Source organism: Heliomarina baculiformis (assembly GCF_019966545.1).
Taxonomy (GTDB): domain Bacteria; phylum Pseudomonadota; class Alphaproteobacteria; order Rhodobacterales; family Rhodobacteraceae; genus Heliomarina; species Heliomarina baculiformis.
Window position 1 is genome coordinate 461130 of record NZ_JAIMIC010000003.1, and the last position, 16345, is coordinate 477474.

The window sequence follows — 16345 nt, forward strand, 5'->3', positions numbered from 1 at the left end:
GAGATGAGGCATGAATTTTCACGAGGTCAGGTTTCCCGCTAGTCTGAGTTTCGGGTCCATCGGGGGACCTGAACGACGCACGGATGTCGTCACTCTTGCCAACGGGTTCGAAGAACGCAACACGCCATGGGCCCATTCGCGTCGCCGCTATGACGCCGGGCTTGGGATGCGGTCGCTGGATGATATCGAAACACTAATCTCGTTTTTCGAGGCGCGGCGTGGACAGATGTACGGGTTCCGCTGGAAGGACTGGTCCGATTTCAAATCGAGCCGCGCAACTGTCGAACCGACATTTCAAGATCAGGTGATTGCTATTGCGGATGGCGATACCGTCTCATTCCAATTGGCCAAGACCTATCGCTCGGGAAGCTACGAGTACAAGCGTCCGATCAACAAACCGGTTTCAGGCACGGTGCGCATCGGGGTTGAGCAGGATGAGATGCAGGAAGCTATCGATTACAATGTCGATTTTGCCACCGGTGTCGTGACGTTTTCCTCGCCTCCGGTGGAATCGGCCCGTATCACTGCCGGCTTCGAATTTGATGTACCAGTCCGATTTGACGCCGACCGGATACATACAAGCGTCGCGAGTTTTCAGGCGGGTGACGTGCCGAACGTGCCGGTTGTCGAGGTCCGTGTCTGATGGGAGGTTTAGGTGCGGATTTGCAGGCGCATTTGGCGTCGGGTGTCACAACGCTCTGCCGTTGCTGGTCGATCACGAGGGCCGATGGCGAGATATACGGGTTTACCGATCACGATTGCGATCTGGTTTTTGACGGTGTCACGTTCATGGCCAATACAGGGCTTTCCGCAATGGCGCTGCAGCAGAGCACAGGCCTGTCCGTCGATAACAGCGAGGCGCTGGGCGCCCTGAGCGATGCCGCGATCCGCGAGGATGACATCGAGGCTGGCCGGTTCGATGACGCCGAAGTGCGCGCATGGTTGGTCAACTGGTCGAACACATCTTCGCGCTGGCTTCAGTTTCGGGGCAACATCGGTGAGATCAAACGGGGCGCTGGCGCATTCCGGGCCGAGCTGCGCGGATTGACCGAAAAGCTCAACGTGCTGATCGGGCGAGTCTACCAGAAGCCCTGTACAGCGGTACTGGGGGATGCGTCCTGCACCTTCGATTTGACGCAGCCGGGTTATGCGTTGGATATCGAGGTCGAGCGCGTCAGCGATGCGCAACAGTTCGATTGGAAATTGATCGAAGGCTTTGAAGACGGTTGGTTCTCGCGGGGTCGATTTTCCGTCCTGACGGGCAAAGCGACCGGTCTTTGGGGAGCAGTCAAGAAGGACCGGAAACTGGGAGAGGCGAGACAGGTTCAACTGTGGCGGCCTCTTCGCGGTCAGGTCTTGTCGGGCGATATGATCCGGCTAGAAGCCGGATGCGACAAGCTATTCGAGACCTGCCAGCTCAAGTTCAATAATCTTCTGAATTTTCAGGGTTTTCCGGACATTCCCGGCGAGGACTGGGTCATGTCGGTTCCCCGTCAATCGGGCGTGAATACAGGGGGGAGCCGCAGATGACGGTGTTGGCGGATCAGATCGTTCAGACGGCCAGAGACTGGATCGGTACGCCCTATCGGCACCAGGCCTCTGTCCTCGGGGCGGGGGCAGACTGCCTTGGTCTTGTTCGGGGTGTGTGGAGGACGCTCTATGGACGCGAACCGGAAATTGTGCCTGCCTACAGCTACGATTGGTCTGAGGTTCAGGGAAAGGAGCGGCTCTGGGCGGCAGCCGCCCGGCATTTGTCCGAGAAAGAAGCTGGCGTTGTATTTCCGGGCGATCTGATCCTTTTTCGGATGCGCAAGCGGGCCGTTGCCAAGCATCTTGGCATTCTGGTGCAGCTTACCCCTTATCCGACCTTTGTTCATGCCTATAGCGGCCATGGTGTTGTCGAGAGCATGCTTAGCGCGCCTTGGCGTCGCCGTGTGGTCGCGAGCTTTGAATTCCCTAGGGAGGTCGGGTAATGGCGACAATTCTTTTATCCGCCGCAGGCGCGGCCATCGGTGGGTCGGTTGGGGGCGCCGTAGCGGGCCTGTCATCTGCCGTATTGGGCCGTGCGGTTGGCGCGACTGTCGGGAAGGTCATCGACCAACGGCTGCTTGGGCAGGGATCGGAGCCTGTCGAAACAGGCCGGGTCGAACGGTTCCGATTGACCCAGGCCAGCGAAGGGGAAGCGATAGCGCAGGTTTACGGTCGCATGCGGGTTGGCGGGCAGGTGATCTGGGCGTCTCAATTCCGCGAAACCTCAATGACGACCGGAGGCGGCGGAAAGGGCGCGCCAAACGCGCCGAAGACTACTCGTTACAGCTACAACGTATCGCTGGCCATCGCACTGTGTGAAGGGGAGATCGCAAGCGTCGGTCGCATCTGGGCGGATGGGGAAGAGGTTTCGCGCGAGGATCTCAATATGCGCATCTACAAAGGCACGTCAGACCAGTTGCCGGACCCGGTGATCGAGGCTACCGAGGGCGCTGGGCAGGTGCCCGCCTACCGCGGTACCGCCTACGTTGTCATGGATAATATTGCGCTGGAGCGGTTTGGAAACAGGGTCCCCCAGTTTTCTTTCGAAGTTGTTCGGCAGGAACAGAAGAACGCAGACACATATGTGCAGGACCTTGCGCAGATTGTGCGGGGCGTTGCACTGATCCCGGGCACCGGAGAATATTCGCTTGCGACGACAGCCGTTCATTATGATGGGGGGCCGGGCAGCAAGTGGACAGCCAATGTACATACACCCTCTGGCCTCAGCGACTTCGAGACCTCTATCCAGTCGCTGTCGGAAGAATTGCCCAATTGTAGGGCCGGCTCTCTGGTTGTCTCATGGTTTGGGGGTGATCTCCGCTGTGTTTCCTGCCCGATAGTACCAAAGGTCGAACGTGCCGAATTCGACGGTGGTAATATGCCATGGCGCGTTTCTGGCCTGACCAGAGCCACGGCAGAGACCATCGCGCGCGTGGATGATCGTCCTATATACGGCGGCACGCCGGCGGATGCCTCTGTGGTGGAAGCGATCCGTCACATGAACGCAAACGGTATCGACGTGCTGTTCTATCCGTTCATACTTATGGATCAGAAACAGGGCAATACATTGCCGGATCCCTGGTCTGGCGCAGAGGAGCAACCGCATCTCCCATGGCGGGGCCGCATCACGCTGTCACAGGCACCGGGCCAGCCCGGCAGTCCGGATGGCACGGCGACAGCAGATGACGAAGTCGCGGCGTTTTTCGGGTCAGCTCAGGTTGCGGATTTCTCGATTGGCGATGGCGTGGTCACCTATTCCGGGGCCGAGAATTGGGGACTCCGTCGGTTCATCCTGCACTACGCGGCTCTTTGCGCTGCGGCCGGTGGCGTGTCGTCCTTTTGCATCGGCTCCGAAATGCGCGGGTTGACCCAAATCCGCGGCACGCTGGGCTTCCCGGCCGTTCAGGCATTACGGCAGCTGGCGGCGGATGTGCGTGTCATCCTCGGAGCGGATACCCGGATCAGCTACGCCGCCGACTGGTCCGAGTATTTCGGATATCAGCCGCAAGATGGAAGCGGTGACAGGTACTTTCACCTCGATCCCCTTTGGGCGGATGATAACATCGATTTCATCGGGATCGATAACTACATGCCGCTTTCCGACTGGCGGGACGGGGATACCCATCTGGACAGGCAAGCGGGCTGGGAGAGTATTTACGATCTGGACTACCTGCGCGCCAATGTCGAAGGCGGCGAAGGGTTCGACTGGTACTATCACTCATCCGAGGCGGAAGCTGGCCAGATTCGGACCGAGATCATGGATCAAGCGCATGGGGAACCGTGGATCTGGCGGTACAAGGATCTCAGGAGCTGGTGGCAGAACAGTCATCACGAGCGCATCGGCGGAGTGCGCCAATCCACGCCGACCGATTGGGAGCCGCGTTCAAAACCGATCTGGTTTACCGAACTCGGCTGTGCCGCCGTGGACAAGGGAACCAACCAACCGAACAAGTTCGTCGATCCCAAGTCGTCAGAATCGCGATTGCCCAAGTACTCAAACGGTCAGCGTGACGACTTTATCCAAGGCCAGTATCTGAGGGCGATCCTCGGCCATTGGGGAGAAGCTGCAAACAACCCGATTTCCGATATTTACGATGGCCCGATGATAGATCTCGGCCATGCCTTTGTCTGGGCGTGGGACGTGCGGCCCTATCCGGCCTTTCCTAACAATCAGGAACTCTGGGCGGATGGAGAGAATTACCTGCGCGGTCACTGGTTGAATGGCCGGGTCGGCGCACGCACTCTGCGCTCCGTTGTCGAAGAACTCTGTTCGCGCTCCGGGATTAACGCCGTGAATGCAGAGAGGCTGTACGGTGTCGTTCGTGGATATACGGTCGATCGGGTCAGCAACGCCCGCGCGGCGCTGCAGCCTCTCATGCTGCGGTATGGCTTCGATGTGATCGAGAAGGACGGGGTCTTGGAGTTTCGGCTGCGGGATGGCAAGAACCCCATTGTGCTTGAAGCCGAACGCCTTGCGTTAACGTCGGAGATGGACGGCTCTTTCGAGCAGCTCCGCGCGGCCGAGGCGGAAACCACGGGACGTATCCGTATCCGTTTCATCCAGTCCGGCGGGGATCATGACATCGTTGCCGAAGAGGCCGTGTTGCCAGATCAGGCAACGCACGCAGTTTCCGCCAGCGATCTGCCCATTGCCATGACCCGTGCCGAGGGCCGTCAGGTCGCCGAACGCTGGCTGAGCGAGGCGCAGCTGGCGCGAGACACCATCCGTTTTGCCCTTCCGCCCTCTCGGCTGGACCTCGGCGCCGGGGACATCGTTTCAGTGGCAGGGGACCAACTGGAAGGCGACGCCTTGTACCGCATAGACCGGGTCGAACACATGGAATTGCAATTGATCGATGCGGTACGCATCGAGCCTTCGGTTTACGAACTGCCGGAGATTGCAGGAAAACTGGCCGGACAACGCGCCTTTGCGGCGCCGACACCGGTACTGCCCTTGTTCATGGATCTATCGCTTATGCGCGGCGACGAGGTGCCGCACGCGCCCCATCTAGCTGTAACGTCACAGCCCTGGCCGGGAACGGTCGCCGTGTACAGTTCGGAAAGCGATGATAATTTCGTTCTGGATGAAATCATTGCGGCGCGCTCTGTAATAGGAACTATCGAAACGCCCTTGCGCTGGGCGCGCCCCGGGTTGTGGCAGAATGGGGCGCATCTGCAGGTCAAACTCATTTACGGCGCACTCGAAAGCCGACCCGAGGATGCCGTGCTTAACGGCGCCAATGTTGCCGCCATCGGCGATGGTGCGCCCGGCAACTGGGAACTTATCCAGTTTCGCGACGCCGAACTGATCTCACCCGATACATATTGGCTAAGTGGTTTCCTGCGCGGGCAGGCGGGAAGCGACCCCTTGGCAGCTGATCCTTGGCCGGTCGGCAGCTGGTTCGTTCTGCTGGACGGGACCGCACCGCAGATCGACCTTGCCAGCACCAAACGTCGCATCGCGCGGCACTACCGGATCGGACCGGCGCGGCGCCCTGTGGATGACCCGTCCTATGAACATATCGTTGCGTCATTCGACGGTAACGGTCTCCGCCCATATGCGCCTGCGCATGTGCTTGCCAAGAAAGTAAGTGGCGGCGCGATAAGCCTGACCTGGATCCGCCGGACCCGTATCGACGGAGACGACTGGAATACGCCCGAGGTGCCGCTGGGCGAAGAGCAAGAGCTTTACCTCATACGTGTCTGGCAATCCGGCGATCTGCTAAGGCAAATCGAGGTCTCGCTACCGGCGTGGACTTACTCGACAGGTGCTCAGGCCGCAGACGGATTGCAGGCCGACACAGACTTCGATGTCGAAGTCGCGCAGGTATCCGCGCGCTACGGTCCCGGCCTGTTCCGCAGGATCACGGTAGCCGGGTAGGGAAATGCGTCCACTGCTACACGGAGATGTCTCGAATGCCGCCCGGGCGCTGCTGGCGAGCGCACCCGGGCGCCGTCAGGCGCTGTGCCAGCAGATGGTGCGAGAGGCGGAACTGGCGGACCGGCATGTTCAGCGAACAGGACGCCTTCATCCCGAATGGGGGAACGGATCTCTCATGATGGCGGCGCGAAAGTACCGGCTGGCCAGTGAACCCGGTTTCGACAATGTCGAATTCATCGAGTGTTTTCAGACCGTTCTTGAGCAACTTAAGCTGGCTCTCCTGAAGGATCAGCGGTCAAACCCCTAAATCTGCATCAGCGAAGAATCCCTGTTTTTTACCAAACCGATTGACCATTCGGTTCCGGAATTAAGGCCATCACAGATTTGCGTTTGGGCATAAGAGCGAATACTGGCTAAGATGAACCTGTATTCATCTGACCGGAATCTCGGAAAACAAGGATTCACCTATGGCTGAGACCCGTACCAAACTGGCAAGCGTCGACCCTGTCTGGGATCGCATCACAAGCGAAGCACGCGAAGCGGTTCAGAATGAACCTTTGATGGGCGGGCTTATCCATGCCTGCATTCTTCATCACAAGACATTGGACAAGGCCCTTTCGTATCGAATCTCGGCCAAGCTGTCCTCGAATGAAATGTCGATGGCGATCCTGCGCGAAATCGCGGATCAGGCATTTTCGGAAACGCCCGAGTTAATTCAGGCCGCGCGAGCGGACCTTGTTGCCATCTATGAGCGTGATCCAGCCTGCCACAGGCTTCTGCAGCCGGTGCTCTACTTCAAGGGCTATCAGGCGGTGCAAGCTTACCGCGTCGGTCATTGGCTCTGGATGCAGGGGCAGCGCGATCTGGCCTATTTCTTCCAGATGCGCATTTCCGAAATATTTGGCGTCGATATTCATCCAAACGCCCGGATCGGCAAGGGGATAATGATTGACCATGCCCATTCCATTGTGATCGGCGAAACTGCGGTTGTTGGTGATAACGTATCGATGCTGCATTCGGTGACCCTTGGCGGGACTGGCAAGGAAGAAGAAGATCGTCACCCCAAGATCGACGATGGCGTGCTTATTGGCGCGGGGGCCAAGGTGCTTGGCAATATCCGCGTCGGTCATTGCAGCCGGGTGGCCGCGGGTTCGGTTGTTCTGGCCGATGTGCCGGCTTGCAAGACGGTCGCCGGGGTACCAGCCAAGATCGTGGGCGACGCAGGTTGCGACCAGCCTGCGACCAACATGAACCAAAGCCTTAAAGGCTGCGATTGTTCTGACTGAACGTTGAAAAGGCCGCCTTACGGGGCGGCCTTTTTCATGCCAGCGCGTGGTAGGTTCACGCCTCTATCGGCAAACCAAGCCTTGGATTGCGCTTTGCCGCGTACCAAGCTATCCCAAGCATCGCGATCCCGCCAAGAGCGAGAGCGGCACCAACCTGACCGGTAACTCCCCAGCCATAACCCGCCGCCAGCGCCTGACCGGCAAGACACGGCCCCAGCGCATTGCCCGCGTTAAACGCCGCGTGGTTCATGGCGGCGGCGAGTGTCTGTGCGGTTCCGGCAACCTCCATCAGCCGCATCTGGATGGGCATGACCAGCCCGGCGGTCATCCCCATGATCAGGATCGCCAGCGTCATCAGCATCCAGTTGCCCACGACAGCGGTGTAGAAAAGCGCGGCGAGGATCATGCCGATCAGCAGCACAAGCGCGCCTCCGAAATGGGACCAGTTCGCAAGCCGTCCGGCGAGAAAATTCCCCAGCGTCGCGCCGATGCCAAAGGCGGAAAGGGCAAGCGGGATGCTCCACACCGGCGCATTCGCAGAATCGATCATCGCGGCAGACAGGTAAGCATAGACGGCGAATACCGCGCCGAACCCGATTGCAGCGACCAGCAGGGTCAGCAGCACGTCGCGATTTGCCAGCGCGCTCAACTCGCTCAGCGGGTTCAACGTCTTGTCGCGCGGCACTGAGGGCGCGACACGGAACAGCATCAGCGCCGAGATTACTGTCACGGCGCCGACGATCACAAAGCACCAGCGCCAGCCAAAGCTTTGTCCGATTGCACCCGCGGCGGGCACGCCGATGACGTTGGCAATGGTCAGCCCGGTCAGAACCTGCGCAATCGCGGCCGCGCCGCGTCCCTTCGGGGAAAGCTGCGCGGCAAACAACATGGATACCCCAAGCAGCGTCCCATGGGGCAGACCGGACAGGAACCGGGACGCGACGAGAAGATCCAGATTGGGCGCAAATGCCGAGGTCAGATTTGCAACCCCGTAAAAAGCGACGAGCAAGAGGACCAGCGTCTTGCGATCCAACCATGCGCCCAGAACGGCCAAAATCGGCGCGCCGATGACAACTCCGATGGCGTAGGCGCTGACCGCATGTCCGGCAGCAGGTTCGCTCACTCCGAGATCAAGCGCGTAATAGGGCAAAAGACCCATCGCGGCGAATTCGGCGACACCAACGGCAAAAGCACCAATCGCAAGAGACAGGATCGTCAGCCGCGCCTGACGGTCGAAATGAGACATCGGAAACCCCGGGGTTAGAAAGCAGGCCCGTCGCGGATTTCCGCAGCGCAGCAATTTCGAACCTAAAGAATGTTGGCGCTATCGCAAGCGTGCCCGGTGCATGGGCGGCATGAGACTTTTGCATGGCTCATGGGCGGAAACGAAAAACCCCGGCCGCCTGACGGGAAGGCCGGGGTGATTTCTGTTCTGTCGTGCCGGTCAGGCGAGCATGACCATCGGGTTTTCAAGGTTCTCGACAATGGCCTGCAAGAGCTGCGCGCCGAGCGCGCCGTCTATGACCCGGTGGTCGACCGACAGGGTGACGGACATCACCGTTGCCACGGTCACTTCGCCGTCTTTTCCGATCACCGGCTTTTTCACACCGGCCCCGACCGCAAGAATCGCACCATGAGGCGGGTTGATCACCGCGTCAAAGTTATCGATCCCGAACATGCCAAGGTTGGAGATGGCAAAGCTGCCGCCCTGATATTCATGCGGCGCAAGCTTGCGGTCGCGGGCACGGGTGGCAAAGTCTTTCATCTCGGCGGACAGCGCCGAGAGCGATTTCATCTCTGCGTCCTTCAGAACCGGGGTGAACAGACCGCCTTCGATGGCGACTGCAACCGCCACGTCCGAAGGTTTCAGCTTTAGCATCCGGTCGCCTGCCCAGACCGCATTGGCATCCGGCACCGATTGCAGCGCCAGAGCGCAGGCCTTGATGATAAAGTCGTTGACCGACAGCTTTACACCGCGACCTTCAAGCTGCTTGTTCAGATCAGCGCGGAACTTCATCAGCGCGTCCAGCTTGATGTCGCGCCGCAGGTAGAAATGCGGGATCGACTGCTTGGCCTCGGTCAGGCGCGCAGCGATGGTTTTGCGCATCCCGTCAAGCTTGACCTCTTCGTAGTCGCGGCCTTCGTACATCTTGGTCACGGCTTCGGTGGATGGGCCCTGCGCCATCGCGGCGGGGGCCGCCGCCGCTGCCGGAGCGGCTTTTTCGGCCGCCGGTGCAGGTGCCTCACCCGGTTTCGCGGATTCCACGTCTGCCTTCACGATCCGCCCATGCGGACCCGATCCCTTGATCGAGCCAAGATCCAACCCCTTGTCCGCAGCGATCCGACGCGCGAGAGGCGACGCAAAGATGCGCTCGCCATCCTTGTCCGGGGCAGGGGGCGCCTTTGCGGCGGGCTTTTCCGGTTCGGCTTGCGCCTCTTTCGGTACCGGCTTTTCGGCCGGTTTCTCGGCGGTTTCCGATTTTTCGGGAGCCGAGGTCTCACCGATATCATCGGCGCTTTCACCCTCTTCCAGCAGCACGGCGATGGGCGTGTTCACCTTTACCCCTTCGGTGCCCTCGGCGACGAGGATCTTGCCGACGGTGCCTTCGTCCACCGCCTCGAATTCCATCGTCGCCTTGTCGGTCTCGATCTCAGCCAGCAGGTCGCCCGAGGATACGGTATCGCCCTCCTTGACCAGCCATTTCGCCAGCGTGCCCTCTTCCATGGTCGGGGACAGGGCGGGCATCAGGATTTCCGTAGGCATCTCGCGCGCTCCTTACCGGTAGGTGACTTTATGGACCGCCTCGATCACCTCGTCGGTGGTCACCAGCGCCAGTTTCTCGAGGTTTGCCGCATAGGGCATCGGGACGTCCTTGCCGGTACAGTTGATCACCGGCGCATCGAGATAGTCAAACGCCTCTTGCATGATGACCGAGCTGATGTAGCTGCCGACCGAGCCCTGCGGCCAACCTTCTTCGACGGTGACGCAACGGTTGGTCTTTTTGACCGACCGGATGATCGCATCCGTATCCATCGGGCGCAGGGTCCGCAGGTCAAGCACCTCGGCATTGATCCCGTCCTCGGCCAGCTTGTCGGCGGCTTCGAGCGCGTATTGCATCCCGATGCCAAAGCTGACGATCGTCACGTCATCGCCCTCACGCCAGATCCGGGCCTTGCCAAACGGCACGGTATAATCGTCGATATCCGGCACCTCGAAAGTGCGACCGTAAAGGATCTCGTTTTCGAGGAAGATCACCGGGTTTGCATCGCGGATCGCGGTTTTCATCAGCCCCTTATAGTCCGAGGCCGAATAGGGCATCGCCACTTTCAGGCCCGGGATCTGCATGAACCAGGCGGCATAGTCCTGGCTGTGCTGCGCCGCCACGCGGGCGGCTGCCCCGTTCGGGCCACGGAAGACCATTGGCGCCCCCATCTGACCGCCCGACATGTACAGCGTCTTGGCGGCAGAGTTGATGATCTGGTCCATCGCCTGCATCGCGAAGTTGAAGGTCATGAACTCGACGATGGGTTTCAGCCCGCCAAAGGCCGCCCCAACCGCGACACCGGCAAAACCGTGCTCGGTAATCGGCGTGTCGATCACACGTTTGGGGCCGAATTCGTCCAAGAGTCCCTGGCTGATCTTGTAGGCCCCTTGATACTCGGCGACTTCCTCGCCCATCAGGTAGACGTCCTCGTCACGGCGCATCTCTTCGGCCATCGCGTCGCGTAGCGCTTCGCGGACCGTCTGCTTCTTCATTTCGGTGCCTTCCGGCCAGTCGGGCGACGTGTCCGCTGGTTTCGACTTAGGCGCCTCGGCTGCCGGCTTCTCCTCCGGGTTGTCGGGCTTGGCTTCTTCCTTAGGTGCCGAGGAAACCTCGATATCGTCGGCGCTTTCGCCTTCTTCGACCATTACGGCGATGGGGGTGTTCACCTTGACGCCCTCGGTGCCTTCCTCAATCAGGATCTTGCCGACGATACCTTCATCGACTGCTTCGAATTCCATCGTGGCTTTGTCGGTCTCGATCTCTGCGAGGATATCGCCCGAGGAAACCGTATCGCCCTCTTTGACGAGCCATTTCGCCAGAGTGCCCTCTTCCATTGTTGGTGACAGGGCCGGCATCAGAATTTCGGTTGCCATCTCAGTTCACCTCCTGTGGAATTTCGGTGGCATAGATGTCGGTCCACAGCTCCTCGACGGCAGGTTCGGGGCTTTCCTTGGCAAACTCAGCCGAGGCGTTGACGATCTCTTTGATTTCCTTGTCGATTTCTTTCAGCTTGTCCTCGGTGATGGACTTGCCGCTCAACAGCTTGGCGCGGACCTGTTCAATGGGGTCGCGTTCCTCGCGCATTTTTTGCACTTCTTCGCGGGTCCGGTACTTGGCCGGGTCCGACATGGAGTGACCGCGGTAGCGATAGGTCTTGATTTCGAGGATGTAGGGACCGTCGCCTTTGCGGCAGTGGGCCACCGCGCGCTCTCCGGCCTCTTTTACAGAGATCACGTCCATCCCGTCGACCATCTCGCCGGGGATACCAAAGGGTTCACCGCGCTTGTGGATTTCATCGGTTGAGGTCGAGCGTTTCTGTGACGTGCCCATCGCATACTGGTTGTTCTCGATCACAAAGATCACCGGCAGCTTCCAGAGGGCGGCCATGTTGAAGCTTTCGTAAACCTGTCCCTGGTTCGCGGCGCCGTCCCCGAAATAGGTGAATGTTACGCGGCCGTTTTCCTTGTAGCGATCGGCAAAGGCCAGACCGGCGCCAAGCGGCACCTGCGCGCCCACGATGCCATGCCCGCCGTAAAAGTTCTTCTCTTTCGAGAACATGTGCATCGAGCCGCCCTTGCCCTTTGAGTAACCGCCTTCGCGGCCCGTCAGTTCGGCCATGACGCCCTTTGGGTCCATGCCGCAGGCCAGCATATGCCCGTGGTCACGATAGGAGGTGATCCGCTTGTCGCCTTCCTCGGCAGCGGCCTCGAGTCCGACAACAACGGCCTCCTGTCCGATGTAAAGGTGACAGAAGCCGCCGATCAGGCCCATGCCATAAAGCTGGCCGGCCTTCTCCTCGAAACGGCGGATCAGCAGCATGTCGCGATAATAGGATAACATCTCCTCGGGGGAGACCTCGGATTTCTTCGTGGTTTTTCGGGCGGCCATATCTCTGAACTCCCCATCTGGAAACATAGTTTAGTGTTAAACTATTCTATAGGGCAGATTATAGAGCGTTGCGAGCAATTTAAACCCCGCACGGCAAGACCGGCAGATATTTGGAAAAATTGTTACGAAACAGAGAGGCGAGGGGGCGTTCAGCGGATGACGATCTCATCAGCGCGCAGCAGGCCAAGCACGTCGCGCGCCTGCTGGTCGAGCAGATCCAGATCGAGGTAGTTGTCGGAGAGCCGCTTGGTGAGGTTTTCCATCACCTTGATATCCGACTGGAGCGCGGCGAGATCGCGGCTGAGCGTGTCGGCCTCGGCGGCGATTTCCACGCGTCGGAACAGCCCATAATTGCCCTGCACGGCCGCAAAGGTGAAATAGGCGCTCAGCGCAAAAGCCAGTGCGAAAAAGAAGATACCGCCTAAGCCGGGACGTGTGGAACGGGTCAACTGCTGCCTCTCATGCGCTCTTTTTGTAAACGCTTGATCCACTATGACACAGGTGATTCGCCAAGTGAATCCCCTGTTTCCAAAAATGAGGGCGCAGGCGTCATTTTTCGCCTACGCCCCGCTTTTCGCAGATGGGCCGATCAGCCTGCGTTTGAGGCCGTGTAGATGCCTTCGATGGTCTCATCCAGCGTGGCGTCGAAATCTTCGTCGCTCTGCTTGGCGTCGAGCCCTTCGGTCAGCGCCCGCGAGAAAGAAGCGATGACGCCGGTGTTCTTGGAGAGCCGCTCGTTGGCTTCTTCACGGCTGTACCCGCCCGAGAGTGCCACAACCCGCATCACCCGGTTATGGTTGACCAACGGCTGATACAGATTCTCGGTTTCGGGCAGGGTCAGCTTGAGCATGACCTTGAAGCTTTCCGGCAGCTCGTCGAGACGGCGCAGCAACTGGTCGAGCAGGATGCCTTCGGCTTCTTTCTTGTCGGCGATGCTGATGGTCACCTCGGGTTCGATGATCGGCACCAGATCGTGCTTGAGCACCTGCTCGCCGATGTCGAACTGCTGATCGACGACCTTTCGGATGCCTTCCGCCGAGGCTGCGTTGATCACCGAACGCATCTTGGTGCCAAAAATCCCTGCCTCCTTGGCGCGGCTGAGCAGTTCATCGAGGCCGGGCATCGGCTTCATCAACTGAACGCCGTCTTCTTCGTCTGCAAGGCCCTTGTCGATCTTGAGAAACGGCACCACGCCGCAGTCTTCCCAGAGGTACTGAGCCGACGGCTTGCCGCCGATTTCGCGATCCATGGTCATTTCGAACAGGATCGCACCGATAACCCGCTCTCCGGTAAAGGCCGAAGAGGTCACGATCCGCGAACGCATCGCATGGATCAGGTCGAACATCTCCGCTTCGGAGCTGTATTCGTCTTCCTCGATCCCATAGAGGCGCAGCGCCTTGGGGCTTGACCCGCCGCTTTGATCGAGCGCCGCGATAAAGCCTTTGCCAGAGGTCATCTTTTGCGTCTGTTCGGAATTGGACATAATGTTTTTCACTCGCATTTCGGGGCAGGCCGTTCTTGGCCGGAATCCATCGTTCACAAGGTCTTAGGCAATGCCTGACCTTGATTCAATGCTGGTGGCGCTAACTGCCTCCGTCACGCTTTCAGTGCGGCGACTCCGGGCAGGGTTTTGCCCTCCATCCATTCAAGAAACGCACCCCCTGCGGTCGAGATATATGTGAAATCATCCGACGCGCCGGCCTTGTTCAGTGCGGCCACGGTGTCACCGCCACCGGCGACGGTAATCAGTTTGCCCGCGCGGGTCAGGTCCGCCGCCGCCTTGGCGGCCGCATTGGTGGCAGCGTCAAATGGAGCGATCTCAAAGGCGCCCAGAGGTCCGTTCCAGATGACGGTTTTGGCGCGCTCGAACACCTGAAGGATATGCGATACCGAATCCGGCCCAGCGTCGAGGATCATCGCGTCGTCCGGCACGTCCTCGGTCTTGACGGTCTCACTCGGAGCGTTTTCCGCAAACTCGCGCGCAACGACCGCGTCGCGCGGCAAGAGAAGCTCGCACCCGGTTTTGGCCGCCTTGGCCGCGATTTCGCGGGCGGTATCGGCAAGGTCGTGCTCGCAAAGCGATTTGCCTACGTCGATGCCGCTGGCGGCAAGAAAGGTATTGGCCATACCACCGCCGATCACCAGCACATCGACCTTTTCAATCAGGTTCGAGAGGAGATCGAGCTTGGTCGACACCTTGGCGCCGCCGACGACGGCGACAACGGGACGTTCCGGGTCGCCAAGTGCGGATTCGAGCGCGGAAAGCTCGGCCTCCATCAGCCGACCGGCGCAGGAGGGCAGCAGTTGTGCGACGCCTTCGGTCGAGGCGTGTGCCCGGTGCGCGGCGGAAAAGGCATCGTTGCAATAGACATCACCAAGCTCGGCGAATTCCGCCGCCAGTTCGGCATCGTTCTTTTCCTCGCCGGGCTGAAAGCGCGTGTTCTCCAAAAGCAGAACAGAACCCTCGGGCAGGGCACCGACAGCAGCGCGGGCGGCATCGCCCCGGCAATCGGCGCAGAACATGACCGGCGCCTCAAGCGCGGCGGCAATCGGTTCGACCAGCGGACGCAGCGACATCTCGGGGACATGTTTGCCCTTGGGACGTCCGAAATGCGCCAGCAGGATCGGTTTGCCACCCGCTTTCAGAATGTCCTTAAGCGTCGGGACAATGCGCTGGATGCGGGTATCGTCGGTGACTCGCCCGTCTTCCATCGGAACGTTGATATCAACCCTCACCAGCACACGTTTGCCGTTCAGATCCATATCGTCCAGCGTGTTCCAGCCCATATCGCTCCCTTTCCTTTGGTGTCAGCAAGGTTTTTCCTGCATTTGCGGCACGGGTCAATGGTTCACTTGGCTTTCCCGCCCGCGAGCCTTAGGTAATCCGCCAAAGGTTAAAAGACAGGAGAGCCCGATGGCCGAGATCAAAGACCCGGAAAACACGATCCTGATGGAGCTGAAAGACGGCACCGTCACGATCGAACTCATGCCCGATGTGGCCCCCAAACATGCCGAGCGGATGAAGGAACTGGCCCGCGCCGGTGAATATGACAACGTCTGCTTTCACCGCGTGATCGAAGGCTTCATGGCCCAGACCGGCGACGTTCAGCACGGCGATATGGAGGACGGGTTCAACATCCGCATGGCTGGTACCGGCGGCTCCGAGCACCCGGATCTGCCCGCCGAATTCTCTAAGCTGCCCCATGACCGTGGCACCCTTGGCGCGGCCCGGTCGCAGAACCCGAATTCGGCCAACTCGCAGTTCTTCATCAACTTCAAGGACAACCATTTCCTGAACGGTCAGTACACGGTTTATGGCCGCGTCATTTCTGGCATGGAACATGTGGATGCGATCACCCGGGGCGAGCCGCCAGCGGATCCTGACCGTATGATCAGCGTCAAGGTGGCCGCAGATGTTTAAGCCTGCGCTGACCGCTGCGGTGCTGCTGGCCGCCGGGCCCGCGCTGGCCACAGGCCTTGAGATCGAAGTCGCGGGCGAAAACTCGGGCACGATCACCATCGACCTGCTGGAAGATGTCGCGCCTCAGCACGTGGAGCAGATCACCGCTCTGGCCGAGGCAGGGGCCTATGATGGCGTGGTGTTCCACCGCGTGATCGACGGTTTCATGGCCCAGACGGGTGACGTGGAGTTCGGCAAGCTTGGCGATGACATGCGCCGAGCAGGCACCGGCGGATCGGATCGCCCGGACCTGCCAGCTGAATTCTCGGACATTCCTTACGAACGCGGTATCGTCGGCATGGCCCGGTCGCAGAACCCGGATAGCGCCAATTCGCAGTTCTTCATCATGTTCAATGATTACCCGAGCCTGAACGGTCAGTACACGGTCGTGGGTCGGGTGACCGACGGCATGGATGTTGTCGATGCGATCAAGCGCGGCAAAGGCCCCAACGGGGCCGTGATCGGTGAGCCGGACCGCATGGTCAAGGTAACCGTTACCGAATGAAAATTTTTGCGCCGGGGCGGGGTTCCGGCG

Annotated in this window: 15 protein-coding genes; 8 read left to right on the plus strand and 7 right to left on the minus strand. The window is 59.8% G+C overall.

Annotation, left to right across the window (positions count from 1 at the left end; translation table 11 throughout):
• Positions 1 to 10 precede the first annotated feature (10 nt).
• From MF268_RS09280 to cysE, 6 genes are all read left to right on the plus strand, one after another.
• Positions 11 to 643 (plus strand): DUF2460 domain-containing protein, encoded by a 633-nt coding sequence (locus tag MF268_RS09280; RefSeq protein WP_238370581.1) that lies wholly within the window; start codon positions 11 to 13, stop codon positions 641 to 643.
• Positions 643 to 1530 carry a DUF2163 domain-containing protein gene (locus tag MF268_RS09285; protein WP_238370582.1) on the plus strand — a complete coding sequence of 296 codons (888 nt, stop codon included), beginning with the start codon at positions 643 to 645 and terminating at the stop codon, positions 1528 to 1530. The genes MF268_RS09280 and MF268_RS09285 overlap by 1 nt, the downstream gene beginning before the upstream one ends.
• A complete protein-coding gene (locus MF268_RS09290) occupies positions 1527 to 1973 on the plus strand; it encodes an NlpC/P60 family protein (protein ID WP_238370583.1) in 447 nt (148 codons plus the stop codon). Before MF268_RS09285 ends, MF268_RS09290 begins: the two co-directional genes overlap by 4 nt.
• Entirely contained in the window at positions 1973 to 5911 is a 3939-nt protein-coding gene (locus MF268_RS09295; protein ID WP_238370584.1) for a baseplate multidomain protein megatron, read from the plus strand. The genes MF268_RS09290 and MF268_RS09295 overlap by 1 nt, the downstream gene beginning before the upstream one ends.
• A 4-nt stretch (positions 5912 to 5915) precedes the next feature.
• Positions 5916 to 6218, plus strand: a complete 303-nt coding sequence (locus MF268_RS09300; protein ID WP_238370585.1) for a DUF7742 family protein — start codon at positions 5916 to 5918, stop codon at positions 6216 to 6218.
• Positions 6219 to 6378: 160 nt separating this feature from the next.
• Positions 6379 to 7197: a serine O-acetyltransferase gene (gene cysE, locus MF268_RS09305; RefSeq protein ID WP_238370586.1), complete on the plus strand. Its 819-nt coding sequence runs from the start codon at positions 6379 to 6381 to the stop codon at positions 7195 to 7197.
• Positions 7198 to 7252: 55 nt separating this feature from the next.
• Here the strand turns inward: cysE and MF268_RS09310 are convergent, their stop codons facing one another.
• The 7 genes from MF268_RS09310 to MF268_RS09340 all read right to left on the minus strand — a co-directional run bounded on the left by MF268_RS09310 (position 7253) and on the right by MF268_RS09340 (position 15137).
• Positions 7253 to 8443, minus strand: a complete 1191-nt coding sequence (locus MF268_RS09310; RefSeq protein ID WP_238370587.1) for an MFS transporter — start codon at positions 8441 to 8443, stop codon at positions 7253 to 7255.
• A gap of 198 nt (positions 8444 to 8641) precedes the next feature.
• Positions 8642 to 9961 (minus strand): pyruvate dehydrogenase complex dihydrolipoamide acetyltransferase, encoded by a 1320-nt coding sequence (locus tag MF268_RS09315; protein ID WP_238370588.1) that lies wholly within the window; start codon positions 9959 to 9961, stop codon positions 8642 to 8644.
• A 12-nt stretch (positions 9962 to 9973) separates the two neighbouring features.
• Complete coding sequence (locus tag MF268_RS09320) at positions 9974 to 11335, minus strand: pyruvate dehydrogenase complex E1 component subunit beta (protein WP_238370589.1); 1362 nt, start codon at positions 11333 to 11335, stop codon at positions 9974 to 9976.
• A gap of 1 nt (position 11336) precedes the next feature.
• Complete coding sequence (gene pdhA, locus MF268_RS09325; protein ID WP_238370590.1) at positions 11337 to 12350, minus strand: pyruvate dehydrogenase (acetyl-transferring) E1 component subunit alpha; 1014 nt, start codon at positions 12348 to 12350, stop codon at positions 11337 to 11339.
• A 149-nt stretch (positions 12351 to 12499) separates the two neighbouring features.
• Entirely contained in the window at positions 12500 to 12799 is a 300-nt protein-coding gene (locus MF268_RS09330) for an FtsB family cell division protein (protein WP_088632570.1), read from the minus strand.
• 140 nt (positions 12800 to 12939) lie between these two features.
• Positions 12940 to 13833: a fructose bisphosphate aldolase gene (locus tag MF268_RS09335; protein WP_238370591.1), complete on the minus strand. Its 894-nt coding sequence runs from the start codon at positions 13831 to 13833 to the stop codon at positions 12940 to 12942.
• 113 nt (positions 13834 to 13946) lie between these two features.
• The gene (locus MF268_RS09340; RefSeq protein WP_238370592.1) at positions 13947 to 15137 is read right to left on the minus strand and encodes a phosphoglycerate kinase; all 1191 of its coding nucleotides are present in this window, start codon (positions 15135 to 15137) and stop codon (positions 13947 to 13949) included.
• Positions 15138 to 15264: 127 nt separating this feature from the next.
• On the opposite strand from MF268_RS09340, the gene MF268_RS09345 reads away from it, so the two are divergent.
• Positions 15265 to 15771 (plus strand): peptidylprolyl isomerase, encoded by a 507-nt coding sequence (locus tag MF268_RS09345; protein WP_238370593.1) that lies wholly within the window; start codon positions 15265 to 15267, stop codon positions 15769 to 15771.
• Positions 15764 to 16315, plus strand: coding sequence for a peptidylprolyl isomerase (locus MF268_RS09350; RefSeq protein WP_238370594.1), 552 nt, complete (start codon positions 15764 to 15766; stop codon positions 16313 to 16315). The genes MF268_RS09345 and MF268_RS09350 overlap by 8 nt, the downstream gene beginning before the upstream one ends.
• Positions 16316 to 16345 lie beyond the last annotated feature (30 nt).

Excerpts from the sequence above, each read along its gene's own strand:
- MF268_RS09280 (WP_238370581.1), top strand. The coding sequence starts at position 11 with ATGAATTTTCACGAGGTCAGGTTTCCCGCTAGTCTGAGTTTCGGGTCC.
- MF268_RS09285 (WP_238370582.1), top strand. The coding sequence starts at position 643 with ATGGGAGGTTTAGGTGCGGATTTGCAGGCGCATTTGGCGTCGGGTGTC.
- MF268_RS09290 (WP_238370583.1), top strand. The coding sequence starts at position 1,527 with ATGACGGTGTTGGCGGATCAGATCGTTCAGACGGCCAGAGACTGGATC.
- MF268_RS09295 (WP_238370584.1), top strand. The coding sequence starts at position 1,973 with ATGGCGACAATTCTTTTATCCGCCGCAGGCGCGGCCATCGGTGGGTCG.
- MF268_RS09300 (WP_238370585.1), top strand. The coding sequence starts at position 5,916 with ATGCGTCCACTGCTACACGGAGATGTCTCGAATGCCGCCCGGGCGCTG.
- cysE (WP_238370586.1), top strand. The coding sequence starts at position 6,379 with ATGGCTGAGACCCGTACCAAACTGGCAAGCGTCGACCCTGTCTGGGAT.
- MF268_RS09310 (WP_238370587.1), bottom strand. The coding sequence starts at position 8,443 with ATGTCTCATTTCGACCGTCAGGCGCGGCTGACGATCCTGTCTCTTGCG.
- MF268_RS09315 (WP_238370588.1), bottom strand. The coding sequence starts at position 9,961 with ATGCCTACGGAAATCCTGATGCCCGCCCTGTCCCCGACCATGGAAGAG.
- MF268_RS09320 (WP_238370589.1), bottom strand. The coding sequence starts at position 11,335 with ATGGCAACCGAAATTCTGATGCCGGCCCTGTCACCAACAATGGAAGAG.
- pdhA (WP_238370590.1), bottom strand. The coding sequence starts at position 12,350 with ATGGCCGCCCGAAAAACCACGAAGAAATCCGAGGTCTCCCCCGAGGAG.
- MF268_RS09335 (WP_238370591.1), bottom strand. The coding sequence starts at position 13,833 with ATGTCCAATTCCGAACAGACGCAAAAGATGACCTCTGGCAAAGGCTTT.
- MF268_RS09340 (WP_238370592.1), bottom strand. The coding sequence starts at position 15,137 with ATGGGCTGGAACACGCTGGACGATATGGATCTGAACGGCAAACGTGTG.
- MF268_RS09345 (WP_238370593.1), top strand. The coding sequence starts at position 15,265 with ATGGCCGAGATCAAAGACCCGGAAAACACGATCCTGATGGAGCTGAAA.
- MF268_RS09350 (WP_238370594.1), top strand. The coding sequence starts at position 15,764 with ATGTTTAAGCCTGCGCTGACCGCTGCGGTGCTGCTGGCCGCCGGGCCC.